This window comes from Betaproteobacteria bacterium (assembly GCA_016720855.1).
Lineage (GTDB): Bacteria > Pseudomonadota > Gammaproteobacteria > Burkholderiales > Usitatibacteraceae > FEB-7.
Window position 1 is genome coordinate 602,185 of the sequence record JADKJU010000001.1, and the last position, 18,790, is coordinate 620,974.

At 67.5% G+C, this 18,790-nt stretch carries 16 protein-coding genes and 1 tRNA gene; 5 read left to right on the forward strand and 12 right to left on the reverse strand.

Features of this window, described 5'->3' with window-relative positions:
* Positions 1-307 precede the first annotated feature (307 nt).
* From IPP91_02645 to IPP91_02655, 3 genes are read left to right on the forward strand one after another with little or no spacing between them, the layout of a single operon-like run.
* Positions 308-3,271, forward strand: coding sequence for an Rne/Rng family ribonuclease (locus IPP91_02645; protein MBL0140975.1), 2,964 nt, complete (start codon positions 308-310; stop codon positions 3,269-3,271).
* A gap of 7 nt (positions 3,272-3,278) precedes the next feature.
* A complete protein-coding gene (locus tag IPP91_02650) occupies positions 3,279-3,881 on the forward strand; it encodes a 2-hydroxychromene-2-carboxylate isomerase (GenBank protein MBL0140976.1) in 603 nt (200 codons plus the stop codon).
* Between the two features lie 17 nt (positions 3,882-3,898).
* A complete protein-coding gene (locus tag IPP91_02655; GenBank protein MBL0140977.1) occupies positions 3,899-4,270 on the forward strand; it encodes a VOC family protein in 372 nt (123 codons plus the stop codon).
* 13 nt (positions 4,271-4,283) lie between these two features.
* Here the strand turns inward: IPP91_02655 and IPP91_02660 are convergent, their stop codons facing one another.
* From IPP91_02660 to uvrB, 3 genes are read right to left on the reverse strand one after another with little or no spacing between them, the layout of a single operon-like run.
* Complete coding sequence (locus tag IPP91_02660) at positions 4,284-4,853, reverse strand: peroxidase-related enzyme (protein MBL0140978.1); 570 nt, start codon at positions 4,851-4,853, stop codon at positions 4,284-4,286.
* Positions 4,854-4,871: 18 nt separating this feature from the next.
* Positions 4,872-5,360, reverse strand: coding sequence for a low molecular weight phosphotyrosine protein phosphatase (locus tag IPP91_02665; protein ID MBL0140979.1), 489 nt, complete (start codon positions 5,358-5,360; stop codon positions 4,872-4,874).
* Positions 5,353-7,383, reverse strand: a complete 2,031-nt coding sequence (gene uvrB / locus IPP91_02670; GenBank protein ID MBL0140980.1) for an excinuclease ABC subunit UvrB — start codon at positions 7,381-7,383, stop codon at positions 5,353-5,355. Before uvrB ends, IPP91_02665 begins: the two co-directional genes overlap by 8 nt.
* 188 nt (positions 7,384-7,571) lie before the next feature.
* Between uvrB and IPP91_02675 the strand changes: the two genes are divergently transcribed.
* The gene (locus IPP91_02675; protein MBL0140981.1) at positions 7,572-8,771 is read left to right on the forward strand and encodes a pyridoxal phosphate-dependent aminotransferase; all 1,200 of its coding nucleotides are present in this window, start codon (positions 7,572-7,574) and stop codon (positions 8,769-8,771) included.
* 70 nt (positions 8,772-8,841) lie between these two features.
* On the opposite strand, the gene IPP91_02680 is transcribed toward IPP91_02675, so the two are convergent.
* The 8 genes from IPP91_02680 to IPP91_02715 all read right to left on the reverse strand — a co-directional run bounded on the left by IPP91_02680 (position 8,842) and on the right by IPP91_02715 (position 16,847).
* A complete protein-coding gene (locus IPP91_02680) occupies positions 8,842-10,935 on the reverse strand; it encodes an NADPH-dependent 2,4-dienoyl-CoA reductase (GenBank protein ID MBL0140982.1) in 2,094 nt (697 codons plus the stop codon).
* Positions 10,884-11,405 carry a hydrogenase maturation protease gene (locus IPP91_02685; protein ID MBL0140983.1) on the reverse strand — a complete coding sequence of 174 codons (522 nt, stop codon included), beginning with the start codon at positions 11,403-11,405 and terminating at the stop codon, positions 10,884-10,886. Before IPP91_02685 ends, IPP91_02680 begins: the two co-directional genes overlap by 52 nt.
* Complete coding sequence (locus tag IPP91_02690) at positions 11,402-12,895, reverse strand: Ni/Fe hydrogenase subunit alpha (GenBank protein MBL0140984.1); 1,494 nt, start codon at positions 12,893-12,895, stop codon at positions 11,402-11,404. The genes IPP91_02685 and IPP91_02690 overlap by 4 nt, the downstream gene beginning before the upstream one ends.
* A gap of 42 nt (positions 12,896-12,937) precedes the next feature.
* Positions 12,938-13,420: an NADP oxidoreductase gene (locus tag IPP91_02695; GenBank protein MBL0140985.1), complete on the reverse strand. Its 483-nt coding sequence runs from the start codon at positions 13,418-13,420 to the stop codon at positions 12,938-12,940.
* 70 nt (positions 13,421-13,490) lie between these two features.
* Entirely contained in the window at positions 13,491-14,207 is a 717-nt protein-coding gene (locus tag IPP91_02700; GenBank protein MBL0140986.1) for a (2Fe-2S)-binding protein, read from the reverse strand.
* The gene (locus tag IPP91_02705; protein MBL0140987.1) at positions 14,204-16,000 is read right to left on the reverse strand and encodes an NAD(P)H-dependent oxidoreductase subunit E; all 1,797 of its coding nucleotides are present in this window, start codon (positions 15,998-16,000) and stop codon (positions 14,204-14,206) included. Before IPP91_02705 ends, IPP91_02700 begins: the two co-directional genes overlap by 4 nt.
* A 146-nt stretch (positions 16,001-16,146) precedes the next feature.
* A tRNA-Leu gene (locus IPP91_02710) sits at positions 16,147-16,231 on the reverse strand.
* 13 nt (positions 16,232-16,244) lie between these two features.
* Positions 16,245-16,847 carry a response regulator transcription factor gene (locus tag IPP91_02715; protein ID MBL0140988.1) on the reverse strand — a complete coding sequence of 201 codons (603 nt, stop codon included), beginning with the start codon at positions 16,845-16,847 and terminating at the stop codon, positions 16,245-16,247.
* A gap of 52 nt (positions 16,848-16,899) precedes the next feature.
* Here IPP91_02715 and IPP91_02720 point away from each other — a divergent pair, with 52 nt between their 5' ends.
* Positions 16,900-17,259: a hypothetical protein gene (locus tag IPP91_02720; protein MBL0140989.1), complete on the forward strand. Its 360-nt coding sequence runs from the start codon at positions 16,900-16,902 to the stop codon at positions 17,257-17,259.
* On the opposite strand, the gene IPP91_02725 is transcribed toward IPP91_02720, so the two are convergent.
* A complete protein-coding gene (locus tag IPP91_02725) occupies positions 17,256-18,734 on the reverse strand; it encodes a diguanylate cyclase (GenBank protein MBL0140990.1) in 1,479 nt (492 codons plus the stop codon). The two genes, IPP91_02720 and IPP91_02725, sit on opposite strands and share 4 nt — an antisense overlap.
* Positions 18,735-18,790 lie beyond the last annotated feature (56 nt).

The window sequence follows — 18,790 nt, forward strand, 5'->3', positions numbered from 1 at the left end:
CGCCAAGGCGCCTTGGATCAGGTCAATGGAACGCGGGTGCCGCGAAAGGCCCCGAAGCCGGTTAACTTCGCTCGCCGGCCATGCCAAGCAGCGATGGTAAACGAATTGACGCGCTCGATTTCACGCACCCTTTCCGGGCCTGCCGCCGCTTCACGCCGCGGGAGGCCAGACGAAAGCTCCTCAGCGACATCGCCCCCTTCACTCGCAAGCTCCTGATGCAGTCAAGAATCGATTCCTGAACACTCTCGTCCAGGGCCCCGAAGAGAACGGGTCCTCTTCCGTGTTACGAGCGCGGGAGAAAAATACAATGAAACGCATGCTGTTCAATGCGACCCAGGCAGAAGAACTCCGGGTCGCGATCGTCGACGGTCAGAAGCTCATCGACCTCGACATAGAATCCGCCGGCAAGGAACAGAGGAAGAGCAACATCTACAAGGGTGTCATCACCCGCGTGGAGCCCTCCCTCGAGGCAGCTTTCGTCGAATACGGCGCCGACCGCCACGGTTTCCTCCCCTTCAAGGAAATCGCCAAGCAGTTCATGGTCAACAACGACGGCGAGTTCGGCCGCTCGAAGATGTCCACGCACCTGCGCGAAGGCCAGGAAATGATCGTGCAGGTGGACAAGGACGAGCGCGGCAACAAGGGCGCGGCGTTGACCACCTACATCTCGCTCGCCGGCCGGTACCTGGTCCTCATGCCCAACAATCCGCGTGGCGGCGGGGTTTCTCGCCGCATCGAGGGCGAGGACCGCAACGAGCTTCGCGAGGTGATGGACCAGTTGCAGGTCCCGGACGGGATGAGCCTCATCGCCCGCACCGCGGGCATCGGCCGCAGCCTCGAGGAAATGCAGTGGGACCTGAACTACCTCCTGCAGCTCTGGACGGCCATCGAGACCGCCGCCAACGAGGAAAAGGGACCCTGTCTCATCTACCTCGAGTCGAGCCTGGTGGTGCGCGCCATCCGCGACCTCTTCCAGCCCGACATCGGCGAGATCCTCGTCGACACGCAGCAGATTTTCGAGCAGGCGGTCGCGTTCATGAGCACGGTGATGCCCGCGAACGTGAACAAGGTGAAGCTCTACCGCGATGACGTGCCGCTCTTCTCGCGCTTCCAGATCGAGCACCAGATCGAAAGCGCCTACCGGCGCGATGTCACCCTGCCCTCCGGCGGCGCGATCGTGATCGACCACACGGAGGCCCTGGTGTCCGTGGACGTGAACTCGGCCCGCGCCACGCGCGGCCATGACATCGAGCAGACGGCGTTCAATACCAACGTCGAAGCGGCCGACGAAATTGCCCGGCAGCTTCGCCTGCGCGACCTGGGTGGCCTCATCGTCATCGATTTCATCGACATGGAAAGCGCGAAGAACCAGCGCGAGGTGGAAAACCGCCTGCGCGACGCGCTTCGCCACGACCGCGCCCGGGTGCAGGTGGGCAAGATCTCGCGCTTCGGGCTCCTGGAGCTTTCCCGCCAGCGCCTGCAGCCTTCGCTCGAGGAGACGACGCACTCCGCCTGCCCGCGCTGCCACGGCACCGGCTTCATCCGCGACACGGCCTCCACCGCGCTTCACGTCCTGCGCATCCTGCAGGAGGAGGCCATGAAGGAAAGCACGGCCACTGTCCACGTGCAGGTTCCCGTGGACGTCGGCACCTACCTGCTCAACGAGAAGCGCTCCGAGATCATCAAGATCGAGGCCCGATTCAAGGTGGGCGTGATCCTCATTCCGAATTCCGCCCTCGAGACGCCCAATTACCATATCGAGCGCCTGCGCCACGACTCGCCGCTGCTCGACTCGCAGGTGCCGAGCTACGAAATGGTCGGCATTCCCGAGGAGGAAGAGGACGATCGGCGGCCGCAGCGCGGCGCCCAGGCCAAGGACAAGGACGAAAAGGCCGCGCGTCCGGAGCCTCTGGTGAAGGGCATCACGCCCGACCAGCCGGCTCCGCAGTCGCAGTCGCCCTCGCCGGCCGACGCCGCACCGGCTGCACCAGCCGCCCTGCCGGCAGTTCGCGAAGAAGCGCGCGGCGGGTTCATCGAACGGATCTTCGGCTGGTTCCGCAAGCCCGGGGCCGCTCCCGTTGCATCCATCCCGGCGCCCGCGACGGAAACGAAGCCTGCGGAAGGTATCATCCGCAAGGAACGCGATGACAAGCGCGGCGGTCGAGGCGATGGCAAGCGAGGTGACGGTCGCCGAGGCGAAGGTCGTGGCCAAGGACGTGGCCAAAGCCGCGGCGAAGGTCGTGCCGAAGGTCGTGCCGAAGGTCGTGGCGAAGGACGTGCCGAAGGTCGTGGCGAAGGTCGTGGCGAAGGCCGTGCCGAAGGTCGCAGCGAAGGTCGCAGCGAAGGTCGCAGCGAAGGCCGGGGCCAAAGCCGTGGCGAAGGCCGCGGCGAAGGTCGTGGCGAAGGCCGTGCCCCGAGCAGCGGCGAAGGTAACGGTGAAGGCCGCCGTGGCGAAAGCCGCAGTGAGAACCGCGGCGAAGGTCGCCGCAGAGGCCAGCCCCAGGGTGGCGAGCCGCACGCACCGCGCGAGGAAGCGGTGCCCATGGCAGGCGCAAACGAGCCCGTAGCCGCGCTGACGGCCCATCCCGTGGTTCCAAACACCGAAGCCAATGGCGCGGAAGGCGAAAGCGGCCGACGTCGCCGTCGCGGCCGGGGTCGCGGCCGGGGTGACCGGGGCGATCGCGCGCCGGAGACGATGGCCGACTTGCGGGCGGAATTCCCTGCCGAGCAGGCCGAGGAATCGGAGACGATGCAAGGCGAACCCGCTTCCGCACCCAGGTCTGCTGCGCCCGCACCCGTCCCTGTTCCCCAGGTTCGCGAACCGGACCCGGTGAGCCAGGAGGAACCCGCGCGTCAGCCGGAACTCGTGCGCGAGCCCGAGCCCGTGCGCGAGCCCGAACCACAACGCCACGTCGAGCCCGCAGTGGAAGCGACACCCTTGCCGCACAAGCCGCAGGTCATCGCCTCGTTCGCGGCTCCTCTGGCGACCTACCAGGTCGTCAGCGAGCACGACACCGTCGCGGCAGAGCCTGCGCGTCCCGTGCGCAAGCACCGTCGGGGTGACGCGCCCGTGGCACCTGCCGAGCCGCTGCAACTGGTGGAGACAGCCGGGGAAAAGCTGGCAACGGTGATTCCCGCGGTCGACGAGGAACAGTCGCACCGTCCGGTGCGGCGGCGCCGCAATGCGCAGGCTTCCGCAGCCACCGCGGAACCGCTGCAGCTCGTGGAAACCGCGCCCGTGACGACTGAAGGCAACGCGCCGCAGGCCTGACCGCGTCATGCCTTCTCCCATCGAGTTCTGGTTCGATTTCTCCTCGCCGTACGGCTACATCGCCGCCGAATTGATCGACGATGTGGCCGCCCGGCACGGGCGAAAAGTGAACTGGCATCCCATCCTGCTGGGCCCGATTTTCAAGGCAGTCGGCACGGCGCCGCTCACGATGCTCCCGATCAAGGGCGACTACTCGAAACGCGACTTTGCGCGCATGGCACGCTTCCACAAGGTGCCGTTCCGCCTTCCGGGGAAATTTCCCGTCGGCACGCAGGTCGCCGCCCGAGCCTTCTATCTGGTCGCCGATGCCGATCCGGACCGGGCCCGCGATTTCGCCAAGCGCGTCCTGCGCGCGTACTACGTGGAAGGCCGCGACGTGGCCGACCCGGAAGTCGTGCTGGAGCTCGCCGGCGCAGCCGGGGTGGACTCTGCGGCTCTGGCCGAGCCGCTCAAGGGCGAGGCCATCAAGGAGCGCATGAAGACCGAAGTGGACAACGCCATGAAGGCGGGCGTCTTCGGCTCCCCGCACTTCATCGTGGACGGCGAGCCTTTCTGGGGCGTGGACCGGATCCCCGTGATGGAGGAGTGGATCCGCACCGGCGGTTGGTAGACCCACGGGAGGGCGAAATGCTCGAGTCGATCGGCCAGATCTCGATCAACGTCAAGGACACGGACCGCGCGAGGGCTTTCTATCGCGACGTCCTGGGCCTGAAGCACCTGTTCGACGCGGGCCCGAACCTCGCCTTCTTCCTTTGCGGCGGCGTGCGACTCATGCTCTCCACCGCCTCGAAACCCGAGTACGACCACCCCGGGTCGATCATCTATTACAAGGTGTCCGGCCTCGCGGCGACACACGACTCGATCGTCGCGAAGGGCGCGACATTCGAGGCCGGTCCCCACCTGGTGGCCACCATGCCGGACCATGAGCTGTGGATGGCGTTCCTGCGCGATTCCGAAGGCAACCTCCTCGCCCTCATGGAGGAAAAGGGCCCGGGATGAGACTTCGGCGCCGCTATCGAGCCATCGCGTAGAACTCGTCGTTCGGCCGCATCGAGGTGAGGTTCGCCATGCGATTGGAAAGCGCGAAGAACGCTGCGATGGCACCCACGTCCCAGACATCCTCGTCGGAAAGCCCATGGGCGTGCAGGGGGGCGAAGTCGTGGTCCTCCACCCGGTGCGCCTGCGTGGCCACCTTCATCGCGAAGTCCAGGATGGCCCGTTCGCGCGGGCTCAAGTCCGCCTTCAGGTAGTTGCCAGCAACCTGGTCCGCGAGGAGCGGCCGCTTCGAGTACGCGCGCAGGATCGCGCCGTGAGCCACGATGCAATAGAGGCAGTGGTTCGCGCTCGACGTGGCCACCACGATCATTTCCTTCTCGGCCTTGGTAAGGCCCCCCGCGCGCAGCATCAGCGCGTCGTGATAGGCAAAGAAGGCGCGGAACTCGTCGGGCCGGTGCGCCAGCACGATGAACACGTTGGGCACGAACCCCGCCTTTTCCTGCACCTTGTTGATCCGCTCCCGGATGTCCCCGGGCAGCTCCGAGAGCTTCGGGACGGGGAAGCGGCTGACAGCAGGCTTGGTCATCACACTCTCCTTGGTGGTTCAGCGCGGCAGGCCGGCCAGGATTTCCTCGAGGAGCCGCGCCGAGGCCTCCTCGACCATGTCCAGCACCTCCTCGAACCCGCGCTCCCCGCCGTAGTAGGGATCGGGGACGTCCATCCCCGGCCACCGGCCCGAGTGGTCCAGGAACCTCGATATGCGGCTGAGGGTGCCCTTGGGCGCCTCCCCCTTCAATTCCCGCAGGTGGCCGCGGTCCATGGCGAGAATGCGGTCGAACTGATGAAAGTCCGCATAGGTGATCTGTCGCGCGCGCAGGTCCGAGAGGTCGTAGCCCCGCCGCGCAGCGTGCTCGATCGCCCGCGGGTCCGGCGCCTCGCCCTCGTGGTAGTCGATGGTGCCCGCCGAATCGATATGCAGCCGCTCTACCACGCCACGCTCGCGCGCCAGGTGCCGGAAGACGCCCTCGGCCGTCGGTGAACGGCAGATGTTGCCCGTGCACACGAAAAGGACGCTGCCGCCGCGGTCAGCCACCGCCCACCTCCATGAGCCGTTCGCGGACGACGCGCAGTTCGTCCCGCAGGTGCGCCGCGCGTTCGAACTCGAGGTTCCTCGCCGCTTCCAGCATCTCCTTCTCCAGTTTCCTCACGCGCTGGTCGAGCTGCTTTTCCCCCAGCGCCTCGATCTTCGCCGCCTCCCTGGAAAGGCGCTTCGATTCCTTCGCCTCGTCGGCGTCGTAGGCGCCGTCGATCATGTCCTTGACGCTCTTGGAGATGCCCTTCGGCTCGATGCCGTGGGCGAGGTTGAAGGCCACCTGCTTGGCGCGGCGCCGGTCGGTTTCGCCGATGGCCGCCTTCATGGAGTCGGTCACCCTGTCCGCGTAGAGTATGGCGGTGCCGTTGATGTGGCGAGCGGCCCGCCCGATGGTCTGGATGAGCGAGCGGACGGATCGCAGGAACCCTTCCTTGTCCGCGTCCAGGATCGCCACCAGCGACACTTCCGGCAGGTCGAGCCCCTCGCGCAGCAGGTTGATCCCGACCAGCACGTCGAAGAGGCCCATCCTCAGGTCGCGGATGATTTCCACCCGCTCCACGGTCTCGATGTCGGAGTGCAGGTAGCGCACCTTGACCCCGTGCGAGGCGAGGTAGTCCGTGAGGTCCTCGGACATGCGCTTGGTGAGCGTCGTCACGAGCACCCGCTCGCCGATCGCCGCGCGCCGGTTGACCTCCGACAGCAGGTCGTCAACCTGCGTGCTCGCCGGGCGAACGATGATCACCGGATCCACGAGGCCCGTGGGCCGCACCACCTGTTCGACGACCTGCGAGGCGTGGTTCGCCTCGTAGTCGGCGGGCGTGGCCGAGACGAAGATCGCCTGGCGCATCTGGCGCTCGAACTCGGCGAACTTGAGGGGGCGGTTGTCCAGCGCCGAAGGCAGGCGGAAGCCGTAGGCCACCAGCGTCTCCTTCCTCGAGCGGTCGCCGTTGTACATGGCGCCCACCTGCGAGACGGTGACGTGGCTTTCGTCGATGATGAGGAGCGCGCTGGACGGCAGGTAGTCGATGAGCGTGGGGGGCGGCTCGCCTGGCGCGCGGCCCGAGAGGTGGCGCGAGTAGTTCTCGATCCCCTTGCAGAAGCCCAGTTCGTTGAGCATCTCCAGGTCGAAGTGCGTGCGCTGCTGCAGGCGCTGCAGCTCCAGGAGCTTGCCCTCCTTCTGGAAGAATTCCAGCCGCTCGCGAAGCTCGACCTTGATGGCCTCGATGGCCTTGAGCACCGTCTCGCGGGGCGTGACGTAGTGGCTCTTCGCGTACACCGTGAAGCGCGGCACCTTCTGCCCCAGTTGCCCGGTCAGCGGGTCGAAGAGCATGAGCGATTCGATCTCGTCGTCGAAGAGCGAGACGCGAAGCGCCGTCTCGCCCAGTTCCGCGGGGAAGATGTCGATCGAGTCGCCACGCACGCGAAAGGTGCCCCGCCGGAAGTCGATGTCGTTGCGGGTGTACTGCATTCCCGCCAGGCGGCGCAGGAGGTCGCGCTGCGGGACCGGGTCGCGCTCGCGCAGGATGAGGCGCATCTCCTGGTAGTCCTCGGGGTCGCCGATGCCGTAGATGCACGACACCGTCGCGACGATCACCGTGTCCGGCCGCTCCAGGACGCTCTTCGTGGCCGACAGGCGAAGCTGCTCGATATGCTCGTTGATCGAGCTGTCCTTCTCGATGAAAAGGTCGCGCGAGGGAACGTACGCCTCGGGCTGGTAGTAGTCGTAGTAGGAGACGAAATACTCGACCGCGTTTTCCGGGAAGAACTCGCGCATCTCCGAGTAGAGCTGCGCCGCGAGCGTCTTGTTGGGGGCGATCACCAGGGCCGGGCGGCCGGTGCGTGCAATGACGTTGGCCATCGTGTAGGTCTTGCCCGACCCCGTCACCCCGAGAAGGGTCTGGTAGGCCAGGCCGTCGTTGAGCCCCTGCGTCAGCGCCTCGATGGCGGCGGGCTGGTCCCCGGCAGGCAGGAACGGGCGGTGCAGGCGAAACGGGCTGCCGGGGTACGTGACGACGTCGGTCATGGGGGCCATGCGTCTGGTTAACCGTGCATTCTATCAATCGCCGGCGGCAATGGCTCACCCGCCGGGCGATCGCGGCCCTCATGCCCGTGCCGTCCGTCCGGGTCCCGAAAGTTCCGGTTATTGCCGCGGCGCATCGTCCGGTAAAATGCGGGAAGTTCCCGCCATTCGCCACCTGCCCCGGAGAAACCATGTCGCTCGTCGCCGCCCGCCTCGCCTCCATCAAGGCCTCTCCCACCATGTCCATCTCCGCCAGGGCGGTGAGGCTCAAGAGCGAGGGCAAGGACATCATCGGCCTGGGGTCTGGCGAGCCCGACTTCGACACGCCCCAGTTCATCAAGGACGCGGCCGTCGCGGCCCTGAACAAGGGCCTCACGAAGTACACGGCCGTGGGCGGCACACCCTCGCTCAAGAAGGCCATCATCGCCAAGTTCAAGCGCGACAACGGCCTGGACTACACCGAGAAGCAGATCCTGGTGTCCTGCGGCGGCAAGCGCACGTCCTTCAACCTGTGCCTGGCGCTGCTCAATCCCGGTGACGAGGTGATCATCCCGGCGCCCTACTGGGTCAGCTATCCCGACATGGCCCTGGTTGCTGGCGCCCTGCCCGTCATCGTTTCGGCCAGCATCGAGCAGGGCTTCAAGATGACCGCCGCGCAGCTCGAGAAGGCCATCACGCCCAGGACGCGCCTCGTTTTCATCAACAGCCCGTCGAACCCCTCCGGCGCCGTGTACACGTTCGACGAGCTGAAGGCCCTGGGCGAGGTGCTGCGCAGGCACCCGCGCATCGTGATCGCCTCCGATGACATGTACGAGCAGATCCTCCTGGACGGCTCGAAGTTCGCCAATATCCTCAACGCCTGCCCGGACCTCTACGACCGCACGGTCGTCGAGAACGGTGTCTCCAAGGCCTACTCCATGACCGGCTGGCGCATCGGCTATTGCGGCGGGCCGACGGATCTCATCGAGGCCATGGAGAGCATCCAGTCGCACTCGACGTCGAATCCCACGTCGATCGCGCAATGGGCGGCCGAGGCGGCGCTGAACGGGGACCAGGCCTGCATCGTGCCGATGCTGACCGCCTTCAAGGAGCGCGGAGAGTTCCTTGTCCAGGCGCTCAACCGGATACCCGGAGTGCGATGCCTCCCGCCCGCGGGCGCGTTCTACGCGTTCCCGGACTGCAGCGCAGCGATCAGGCGCCTGCACGACGCAGGCAAGCTCAAGGCCCCGACCGACCTGGCCCTGTGCGACTACCTCATGGAGCAGCCCGAGGCCGTCGCTGCCGTGCCGGGCTCCGCGTTCGGCACCGAGGGGTGCCTGCGCATCTCCTTCGCCACGTCGATGGACAACCTGAAGAAGGCCGTCGAACGCATGGCGAAGTCGATGGGTTGAGGGCGGACAGGAAAAAAGGGGACAGACCCCAATTACCCAGCTTCGGGTAATTGGGGTCTGTCCCCTTTTTTCACAGTCGCGCGCCGAGCCGCGTCCCCTCGTCGATCGCGCGCCGGGCATCCAGCTCGCCGGCGACCGCCGCGCCCCCGATGAGGTGAACGCAGGCGCCGGCCGCCTTGAGGGGCGCTTCGAGCTCGCGCATCGACTCCTGCCCGGCGCACAGCACGATCGTGTCCACTTCCAGTACCGTCGCGTTCTCGTGCTTCTCGCCGAAGCTCACGGCGAGGCCCTTCTCCACGACACCTTCGTAGTTGACGCCCGCCATCATCTCGACGCGCTTCATCTTCAGCGCCGCACGGTGGATCCAGCCCGTGGTCTTGCCCAGCCCCGCACCGGGCTTGGTCTTCTTGCGTTGCAGCAGGTACACCTGCCTTGCCGGAGGCGCAGGCCGCGGCTTCACGCCGGCCACGCCGCCACGAACGCTCGCGGGGTCCTCCACACCCCATTCCCGGCGCCAGGCCTCGATGTCGAGCGAGGGCGAATGCCCGTCATCAACCAGGAACTCGGCCACGTCGAAGCCGATGCCACCGGCCCCCACGATGGCCACCCGGGCGCCAACCGGCTTCGACTCGCGCAACACGTCGATGTACGAGAGCACCCGCGCATCGTTCCCGCCCGGGATCCCCGGGTCGCGTGGTGCAACGCCGGTGGCGAGCACCACCTCCTCGTAGCCCACGAGGTCCTCGGCCGATACGCGCCGCGACAGATGCAGGCGCACCCCCGTCACCTCGATGCGTCGCCGGAAGTAGCGGATCGTCTCGTGGAATTCCTCCTTGCCGGGAATGCGCTTGGCCATGTTGAACTGGCCGCCGATCCCGGAAGCGCCGTCGAAGAGGTCCACCTCGTGGCCGCGCTCGGCCAGCGTGGTGGCGCAGGCGAGTCCTGCCGGGCCGGCCCCGACGACGGCAATGCGCTTCCTCGCCATCGCGGGTTCGATGAGCAGTTCGGTCTCCCGGCAGGCAAGCGGGTTCACCAGGCATGTGGCCATCCTCCCCTCGAACACATGGTCGAGGCACGCCTGGTTGCACGCGATGCAGGTGTTGATCTCGTCGGCTCGTCCGGCCGCCGCCTTTCTCACGAACGCCGGATCGGCGAGCATCGGCCGCGCCATCGACACCATGTCCGCGCACCCGTCGGCGAGCACCGCTTCGGCCACTGCCGGGTCGTTGATGCGGTTGGTGGTGCAAAGCGGGATGGACACCTCGCCCTTGAGCTTCTTCGTCACCCACGCGAAGGCCGCGCGCGGCACGCTGGTCGCGATCGTGGGCACGCGCGCCTCGTGCCAGCCGATGCCGGTGTTGATGATCGTCGCCCCCGCCTTCTCGACGGCCCTGGCGAGCGTCACCACCTCCTCCCAGGTGCTTCCTCCGGGCACGAGGTCGAGCATGGAGAGCCGGTAGATCACGATGAAGTCGCGCCCCACCTTTTCGCGGATGCGGGACACGATTTCGACCGGCAGGCGCATGCGGTTCTCGTACGACCCGCCCCACTCGTCCGTCCGGCGATTGGCCTGCGTTGCCAGGAACTGGTTGATGAAGTAGCCCTCGCTCCCCATCACCTCGACTCCGTCGTACCCGGCATCGCGCGCCAGGCAGGCGCAGCGCACGAAGGCGCGGATCTGGCGCTCGACGCCGCCGCCGGAGAGCTCGCGCGGCGTGAAGCGGCTGATCGGCGACTTGAGTCTCGAGGGGGCCACCGAAAGCGGCGAATAGCCGTACCGCCCGGCGTGCAGGATCTGCAGCGCGATCTTTCCGCCCTCGGCATGAACCGCCTGCGCAATCGGCCGGTGGGCGCGCGCCGCCGCGGAAGAGGCCAGCGTGGACCCGAAGGGCGTGAGCCAGCCCTCGATGTTCGGCGCGAAGCCGCCCGTCACGATGAGCCCCACGCCGCCGCGGGCGCGTTCGGCGAAATACGCGGCGAGTTTCGGAAAATGCTTCGCCTTGTCCTCGAGCCCGGTGTGCATCGAGCCCATGAGGACCCGGTTGGCCAGGGTGGTGAAGCCCAGGTCGAGGGGCGCGAGCAGATGCGGGTAGGCAGTGGGCACGGGGTCGGTCAGGCGATCTGCGTCCGCGGGGTGCGGGCGATGGTCGCCATTGTCTGCCATTCCGCGTGGCTCGGACAACGGCACAGCGAGCACAGCAACGCCCAGGCCGCCTCCATCGCATCGCTCGTCGCCTGTGCGGGCTCGGAACCCAGATCGAATTGCGCCGCGCGGATGCCGAGGACGAACGCCGCGGGAGGCGCCTCACCGGTCACCCTCGGGTACACGCCGAGGACCGCTCCGGGGGAAAGCGAGTGCGTCGAATGGCCCACCCCCAGGGCCGTGGCGCCCACCGGACCGAACGTGACCGGCTCGGTCGTCTCCCGGCAGGCGTCGATGAAAAGCGCGAGCCTGCGCCCCTCGAGGTCGAGTGCGTTTTCCACCTGCAATTGGTACTCCTCGAAAAGCTCGAAGTCGCCCGAGAGACCTCGGTCGTCCAGCCACACCCGGAGCCGGTCGAGGAGCAGCGGCCCGACGGCGTCGTCGCCGCGGCTGCGGTTGCCGACGGCGAAGATGGCAACCGCGCCGCTCACGGCGGCGATCGGCTCACGGTGCCGTCACCGTGACGCGCAAGCTGGTCCAGCTCGACGCCATCGGCGCCGACAAGGGTCAGCTCGAGCGCCATCTGCCCGAGCGCGTGAGTGGCGCAGGACAGGCACGGATCGAAGGCGCGGATCGCCACCTCGATGTGATTGAGCAGCCCCTCGGTCAGGCGGTGGCCGCTCAGGTAACGCTTGGCGACGTGGCGGATGGCCTCGTTCATCGCCTGGTTGTTGTGCGTGGTCGAGACGATGAGGTTGCACATCGTGACCAGGTCGTCGTCGTTCACGCGGTAATGGTGGATCAGCGTTCCGCGCGGCGCCTCGATGACGCCGATGCCCTCGCGCGCATGCTCGCCGGTCGATACGAGGTCGTCGCCCATGATGTCGTCGTCGTGCAGCAGGTCCTTGATCGTCTCCGCGGCGTGCAGCATCTCGATCATGCGCGTCCAGTGATAGGCAAGCGGCGCATGGATCGGGGAGCCGCCGGCGTAATCGACGAACTCACGCCGCTCCGCGTCGGCCAGGGGCGAGGCGATGTGATCGCAGTTCTGCACCCGCGCGAGCGGCCCCACCTTGTACCAGCCTTTCTCGGCGCCGAGCGAGGAGAGGAACGGGAACTTCATGTAGCTCCACGGCTTCACTTCCTCGCGGATGTACGACGCGTACTCGCGATAGTTCACGTGGTCGAAGAGGATCGCGCCGGACTCGTCTCGGGCACGCAGGCTGCCGTCATAGAAATCCAGGGCTCCGTCCGGCGCCACCAGCGACATCATGCCGGAGCGGAAGACGCCGAAGCTGTTGTAGAGCGCCGGGTCCTGCCCGTGCAATTGCTTCACCAGGGCAACGGCGTCGCGCGACCAGGCGACCATGTCGTAGATGTCGGCGAGCAGGACATCGCGCTCCTCGCGGGTGACGGACTTGTTCACGCCGCCGGGGATCGAGCCCGTGCCGTGGATGCGCTTGCCGGCCGTGACCCGGATCACCTCCTGCCCGAAACGGCGAAGCAGCACGCCGCGCCGGGCCGTCTCGGGGTGCGCCGCGGCGACCCCCACGATGTTGCGCTTCGCCACCTCGCTGGCGAAGCCGAACAGCAGGTCCGGCGAGCACAGGTGGAAGAAATGCAGCGCGTGCGACTGCAGGATCTGGCCGTAGTGCATCAGGCGCCGGACCTTCTCTGCCGTCGGGGTGAGACGCTTCGTGCCGACGATGGCATCCATCGCCTTCGAGGCCGCCAGGTGGTGGCTCACCGGGCAGATGCCGCACAGGCGCTGCACCATCACCGGCACTTCCCAGTACGGCCGGCCCTGGATGAAGCGCTCGAAGCCGCGGAACTCGACCACGTGCAGTCGCACCTGCCGCACCTTGTCGTCGTCGTCGAGGAGGATCGTCACCTTGCCGTGGCCTTCGACGCGCGACACCGGGTCGATCGCCACGCGGCGCAGCTGCTCCGGGTGCTCCGCAGTCTCGAGTCCGTAGGTCATGGTGTCCCTTGCTTCCTGTAGTCGGCTCGTTCCACGACCCTGTCAGTCGAAATGGATGAGCGAGTGGTCGAGCGGGTGCTCGCGGCCTTCGAGAAGGCCGGTGAGCACCTGCCAGATGGCGTCCGCGGAGGGCGGGCAGCCGGGGATGAAGTGGTCGATCCGGACGACCTCGTGCAGCGGGTGGACCTTGTTGAGCGGCAGCGGCAGTTCCGGATCGTTCGGAATGAGGCCGTACTCGGCGCCCGGCTCGCTGCGATAGACCTCCTGCAGCAGGAGCGGCAGGCTCAGGTGGTTTCTCTGCGCCGGCAGGCCGCCGTTGATCGCGCAGGCCCCCAGCGCCACCAGCACCTTGCAGCGGCGCCTGAACTCCCGCAGCACCTCGACGTTCTCGGCATTGCAGAGCCCGCCCTCGATGATGCCCACGTCGCACTCGCCCACCTCCTTGATGTCCGTGATGGGCGAGCGGTCGAACTCCACCTTGTCGAGCAACGTGAACAGGCGCTCGTCGATGTCCAGTATCGACATGTGGCAGCCGAAGCAGCCGGCGAGCGACGTCGTGGCGACCTTGAGCTTTCTCGCGGCGATCGCATTCACGTCATCGCTCCTCGATTTGCGCCGAGGCGTCGGCCACGGCGCTGATGGGTTTCAGGTCGAAAACGCGCCTGCCGAGCGGCACGGAGAATCCGCGGCGCTTGGGCAGGATCACGCCCACCGGGCACACGTGTACCGCCCGGTCCCCGGCAGACACATCGCTGTCCACAAGCCTTCCGGTGCGCGAGTTCACGATGAGGCGCGTCCTCAGGCCCCGCCCTGCGAGCGCGAAGGCGTTCTTGCCGTCCACGTCCCGGCTCGCGCGAACGCACAGCGAGCAGAGGATGCAGCGGTTGAAGTCCAGGAGCAGGTCCGGGTGCGAGGCATCGACGGGACGGTCGGGGAAGAAGTGATCGAAGTGCGGCGACACCATCCCCAGGTCGCAGGCCGTCGCCTGCAGCTTGCAGTCCCCGCTCTTCTCGCACGAGGGGCAGAAGTGGTTTCCCTCCACGAAGAGCATCTGCACCAGCGCCAGGCGCTCGGCATTGATGGCCGGCGTGTCGCTCTCCACCACCGCGCCCGCCGCGGCCGCCGTCGTGCACGAGGCGGACTGCCGTCCGCCCACCTTCACGGTGCACACCTTGCACGAGCCGTGCGGCTTGAAGTCGGGGTGGAAGCACAGGTGCGGGATATAGGCACCCGCGGCCACGGCCGCCTGCAGGATCGTCTGTCCCTCGGAGAACGGGATCGCCCGTCCATCGAGCAGGAAGGTGGCGCTCATGTGGCCTCCTCCGGAAGCACGTGGGCGGCAGGATCGTCGCGTCCGGTCATCTGCCGTGCCGCACCAAGCGCGCGGTCGAGGTCGAACGCGGGCTCGAACTCCTCGTGCGCCAGGCGCCTCAGGTAGGCGGGGCGGAATTTCGCGATCGTCGTGAGCACGGGGTTGCAGGCCGAGTGGCCGAGCCCGCAGTGGCTCATCGACTGCAGGATCAGGTTCATCTTCTCGATCTCGGCGAAGTCGTACGGCGAGCCGTGCCCGTTGGCGAGCTTGTCCATCATCTGCGTGAGCAGCGAGGTCCCGACGCGGCACGGCGTGCAGAACCCGCAGCTTTCGTGCGCGAAGAAGTGCACGAAATTGCGGGCCACCTGGAACATGTCGCGGCTTTCGTCGAAGACCATGAGCGCGCCCGCGGTAGGCAAGTCCTCGAATCCGATGCGCCGCCCGAATTCGGCGGCCGGCACGCAGGCGCCCGACGGGCCGCTCACCTGAACCGCTTTCGTTTTCCGGGCACCGCAATCCTCCAGCACCTGCCTCACCTCGACGCCGAACGGATATTCGTAGATCCCCGGCCGCGCACAGTCTCCGGAGACGCACAGGAGTTTCGTGCCGGACGATTCCCGCGTGCCGATGTCCGCGTACCATGCGCCCCCCTTGAGCGCCACGAGGCACGACGAGGCGAAGGTCTCCACGTTGTTCACCACCGTGGGCTGGCCGAGATAGCCGTGGGTGACGGGGTACGGCGGGCGGTTTCGCGGCGTGCCGCGCTTGCCCTCGAGCGACTCGATGAGGGCCGACTCCTCGCCGCATACATAGGCCCCCGCCCCGACGTGAATGGCGACGTCGAAATCGAAGCCTTCGCGGCCCAGGATCGATTCGCCCAGCAGGCCCGCGGCACGGCGCCGCTCGAGCACGCCTTCCAGATGCCCGAGGAGGAAGCGATACTCGCCCCGCAGGTAGATGAAGCCGCGCCAGGCGCCGGTGGCGAGGGCGCCGAGCGTCATGCCTTCGATCACCGCGTCCGCCGCCGTGGCGAGGAGCACCCGATCCTTGAAATTCCCCGGCTCGCCCTCGTCGGCATTGCACACCAGGTACCGGGCCTTGCCGGGCGCGTCGCGGCAGGCTTGCCACTTGAGGCCTGCCGGGAACCCCGCGCCGCCGCGCCCGCGCAATCGCGAGGCCTTCATCTCCCCGATGAGCGCCTCGGTTCCACGCGCCATCGCGGCTTGCAGCGCAGCCCCGGGAAGCCAGGGCGTGCCCAGGAGCACATCGCGCCGATGGATGTTCTCATCGACCCGGAAGAATTCCGCGGGCCAATCCCCCACGGGGATTTGCTCGCGGACGAGATCGCAGATCTCATCCACGCGCGCCTCGCTCAGCCGCGTGATGGCGATGCCGTTCACGAGGATCGCCGGCCCCTGGTCGCACAGCCCCGTGCAGGAAGTGGAGTCCACGCTCACGAGCCCGTCCTCGCTCACCTTGCCGCGCTCGATCCACAGGTTGCGGCACATCCGGTCGAGAAGCACCTGGTTGCCGAGCATCCGGTCGGTGATGTTGTCGCTGAAGAGGATGCGGTAGCGACCGCACGGGTTGATGTGCAGGAACGAGTAGAAGGTCGCCACCCCCAGGATTTTCGAGCGGGGAAGCCCCAGGCGGGCCTGAATGCAGTCGATCGCCTCGGGGGTGATCCAGCCGCAGGACTCCTGGACTTCGCGCAGGACCTGCAGCAGCTCGTGGGGATCATGCCGGTGGCGCGCCATCGCCGTGGCGGCCGCTTCTGCGGGATCTGGAGTCATGCGATCGGCGGGAGACATGGGCCGGAACCTTGATCGCGGCGGCGCACCGACAAGCGCGCCACCACGCTTCCACCCTACCCCTCCCGACGCAGTCTTTCTTGACGCCGATCTAATGCGCAGCGCAATTCGGGCATATTTTCAGTCGGTGGTGCCCGGGGCCGGAGTCGAACCGGCAAGCCTCGCGGCTGCGGGTTTTAAGCCCGCTGCGTTTACCAGTTTCGCCACCCGGGCATCGCCCGCGAGTTTACACGGGCGGGGCGTTGACGCTCTCGGTCTGTTCGATGACGGTGAGGGCCATCTCGTCGATGACGAGTCCCGCCGAATCGGCGCGCTGGTGGAGCATGCGCACGGCCTCGTCGCAGTTGACCTTGTGCCGTTCGGCGAGGATGCCGATCGCGATGAGCGCCTGGGGCCCGTGTCCCCCGCCGAGGGTATCGGCCAGCAGGCGCTCTCCCTCCCCCGTCTTGGGCAGGGTGACGGCGCGCGCCAGGGCGGAGCGGATGGCAGGGACGAGCTTCGCGAGGTCCACCGGCTTCGAGACGAAGCCCAACGTCCCCAGGGACGTTGCCCGGCTCCGGACCTCATCGTCCCGCGCCGATACCAGCAACATGAATGGCACCCGGGCTTCGCGTGCCAGGGATTCCGCGACGGCAAGGCCATTGTGGCCCGCCATCGCGACGTCGAGAATCGCCAGGGCCGGCCGGACATCGATGGCGACCCGCACCGCCTCGTCGCCATTGGTGGCGACCACGACGTCGAAGCCGGCGCGCGACAGGCCCGCCACGAGGGTGTTCAGGACAAAGCGGTCGTCATCGACGACCAGCAGGCGGGGCATTGCCTGGGTCATGGGAGCCTCATACTGTGTCGATTATGCCCGACCCTCGCGCCCGGAGACCGCCTTGATCGCCCTTCGCCTGCTGCCTGTGGCCATCGCCCTGGCCCTCCTCGCCGCTCATACCTACCGGGCCCAGGCCTGGGTGCCATTAGGCATCACGGTGGCCCTGATGCCGCTGCTCTTCATCCGCGCCCCGTGGGCTGCCCGGGTGCTCCAGGCGGCACTTGCGATCGGCGCGCTCGAGTGGATTCGAACCGCCGTCGCCCTGGTGGCGCTGCGCCAGGCCACGGGCCAGCCCTTCGCCCGGCTTGCGATCATCCTCGGCGCCGTAGCGCTTGCGACGGGCCTTTGCGCGCTCATCGTCCAGTGGCGCCCGGTGCGCACGCATTTCGGGATGCCGTCCGCCGAGCGGCCCGAGGACTAGGCAGCCTGCGCAAAGGCGCGAACCTGGTTGCGTCCATGGTGCTTGGCGTCGTAGAGGGCGGAGTCCGCCTGGCTCATGAGGGTATCGAGGTTGGTGCCGTCGGCCAGCGCAGCCACGCCGATGGACACCGAGATGCGAAGCGGCACGCCCTCGTCGCGGGTCACCTCGGCGTTCCCGATCGCTACGCGAAGGCGCTCGGCCACCTCGATCGCCCCCTCGATCGCGGTTTCGGGCAACAGGATCGCGAACTCCTCCCCCCCGACGCGCCCCACCTCGTCCACGGTCCGGAGCACTTCACGGCAGGTCGCGGCCAGTTGCCGCAGAACACGGTCCCCCGCGCGGTGACCGTGGGCATCGTTCACGTCCTTGAAATGGTCGATGTCGAGCATCAGGAGCGACAGCGGCGCGTCATACCGCCGCGAGCGGACGAGCTCCGCCTCGGCCGTCTCGAAGAAGTGGCGCCGGCTGGCAAGCCCCGTGAGCGCATCGGTATGGGCCTGCGTCTCGAGGAGCCGAGTCACCCGCCGCTGGTGGCGCCAGGCGCGATCGACCATGACGGCGGCGCCGATCGCCACCGCGAAGAGCACGCTCGACAGGACCACCACCACCCCCATGTCACGGCGCCAGTGTCCGAGGTATTCCGCCGTGGCGCGGCCCACGGTGATGTGCAGCGGGTAACCGGTGATCCTGCGGTAGGAATACAGGCGCTCCACTCCGTCCACCGGGGCGGCAGCATGGAATGTCCCGGAAATCTCCCCTCGCTCCACGAGTTCCCGAAGCGCGTCGGGCACGGTCCCCTGGCTTGCGGGCTCCGCCAACGGCGGGTGGCGCGCGATGATCTCGAGACCCTCGCCACGCAGGGTCACCGCGCCGTTGCTGCCCGCATCGGCGGCAGCGAGCAGGGTGACCAGCCGGTCGATCGGGATGGGCGCGATGACGGCTCCCGCGAACCGTCCGTCGGCGTATTCGATTCGGCGCGCAATGTCGATCACCCACGGGCCGTCCGGACCGTCTCGGTGCAGGCCGGAAATGACAATGCCCGGTTCGTTCGTGTTTCGAAGTCGGGCGAAGTACGGTTGTTCCATGCTCTCCGCGGCGGGCGCGTTCGCGAACTCCGCCTGGTAGAGGATTCTGCCAACGGCGTCGGAAACGCGGATCCCGAGGATCTCCGGCACGTTGGCGTGGATATTGGCCACGAAGGTGCGGAACTCCGTTTCGTCGATGGGGGCCCCCGCAAGCTGCCGTTCCCGCTCGGTGGCCACGGTGTGCAGCGCGAGCTTGACCTTGTCCACCAGCCCGGCGAGGTCGCTTTCCAGCACCCGCGCCACGCTGTAGGTCTCGACGACCGCCTGCTCCTCGTGCTGGTGCCGGCTCGCGACCATCGTCTGGGCGATGAGGAGCGCCAGGAGGACCAGTAGCGCGGCCACGACCCACCACAGGCGAGTGACAAACCGGCCTTTCCGGACTGGTTCCACAGGAGCCCTCCTGCGGCCATCCTGCACCCCGGGCAGGGCGCGGACTTGTCGGTCGT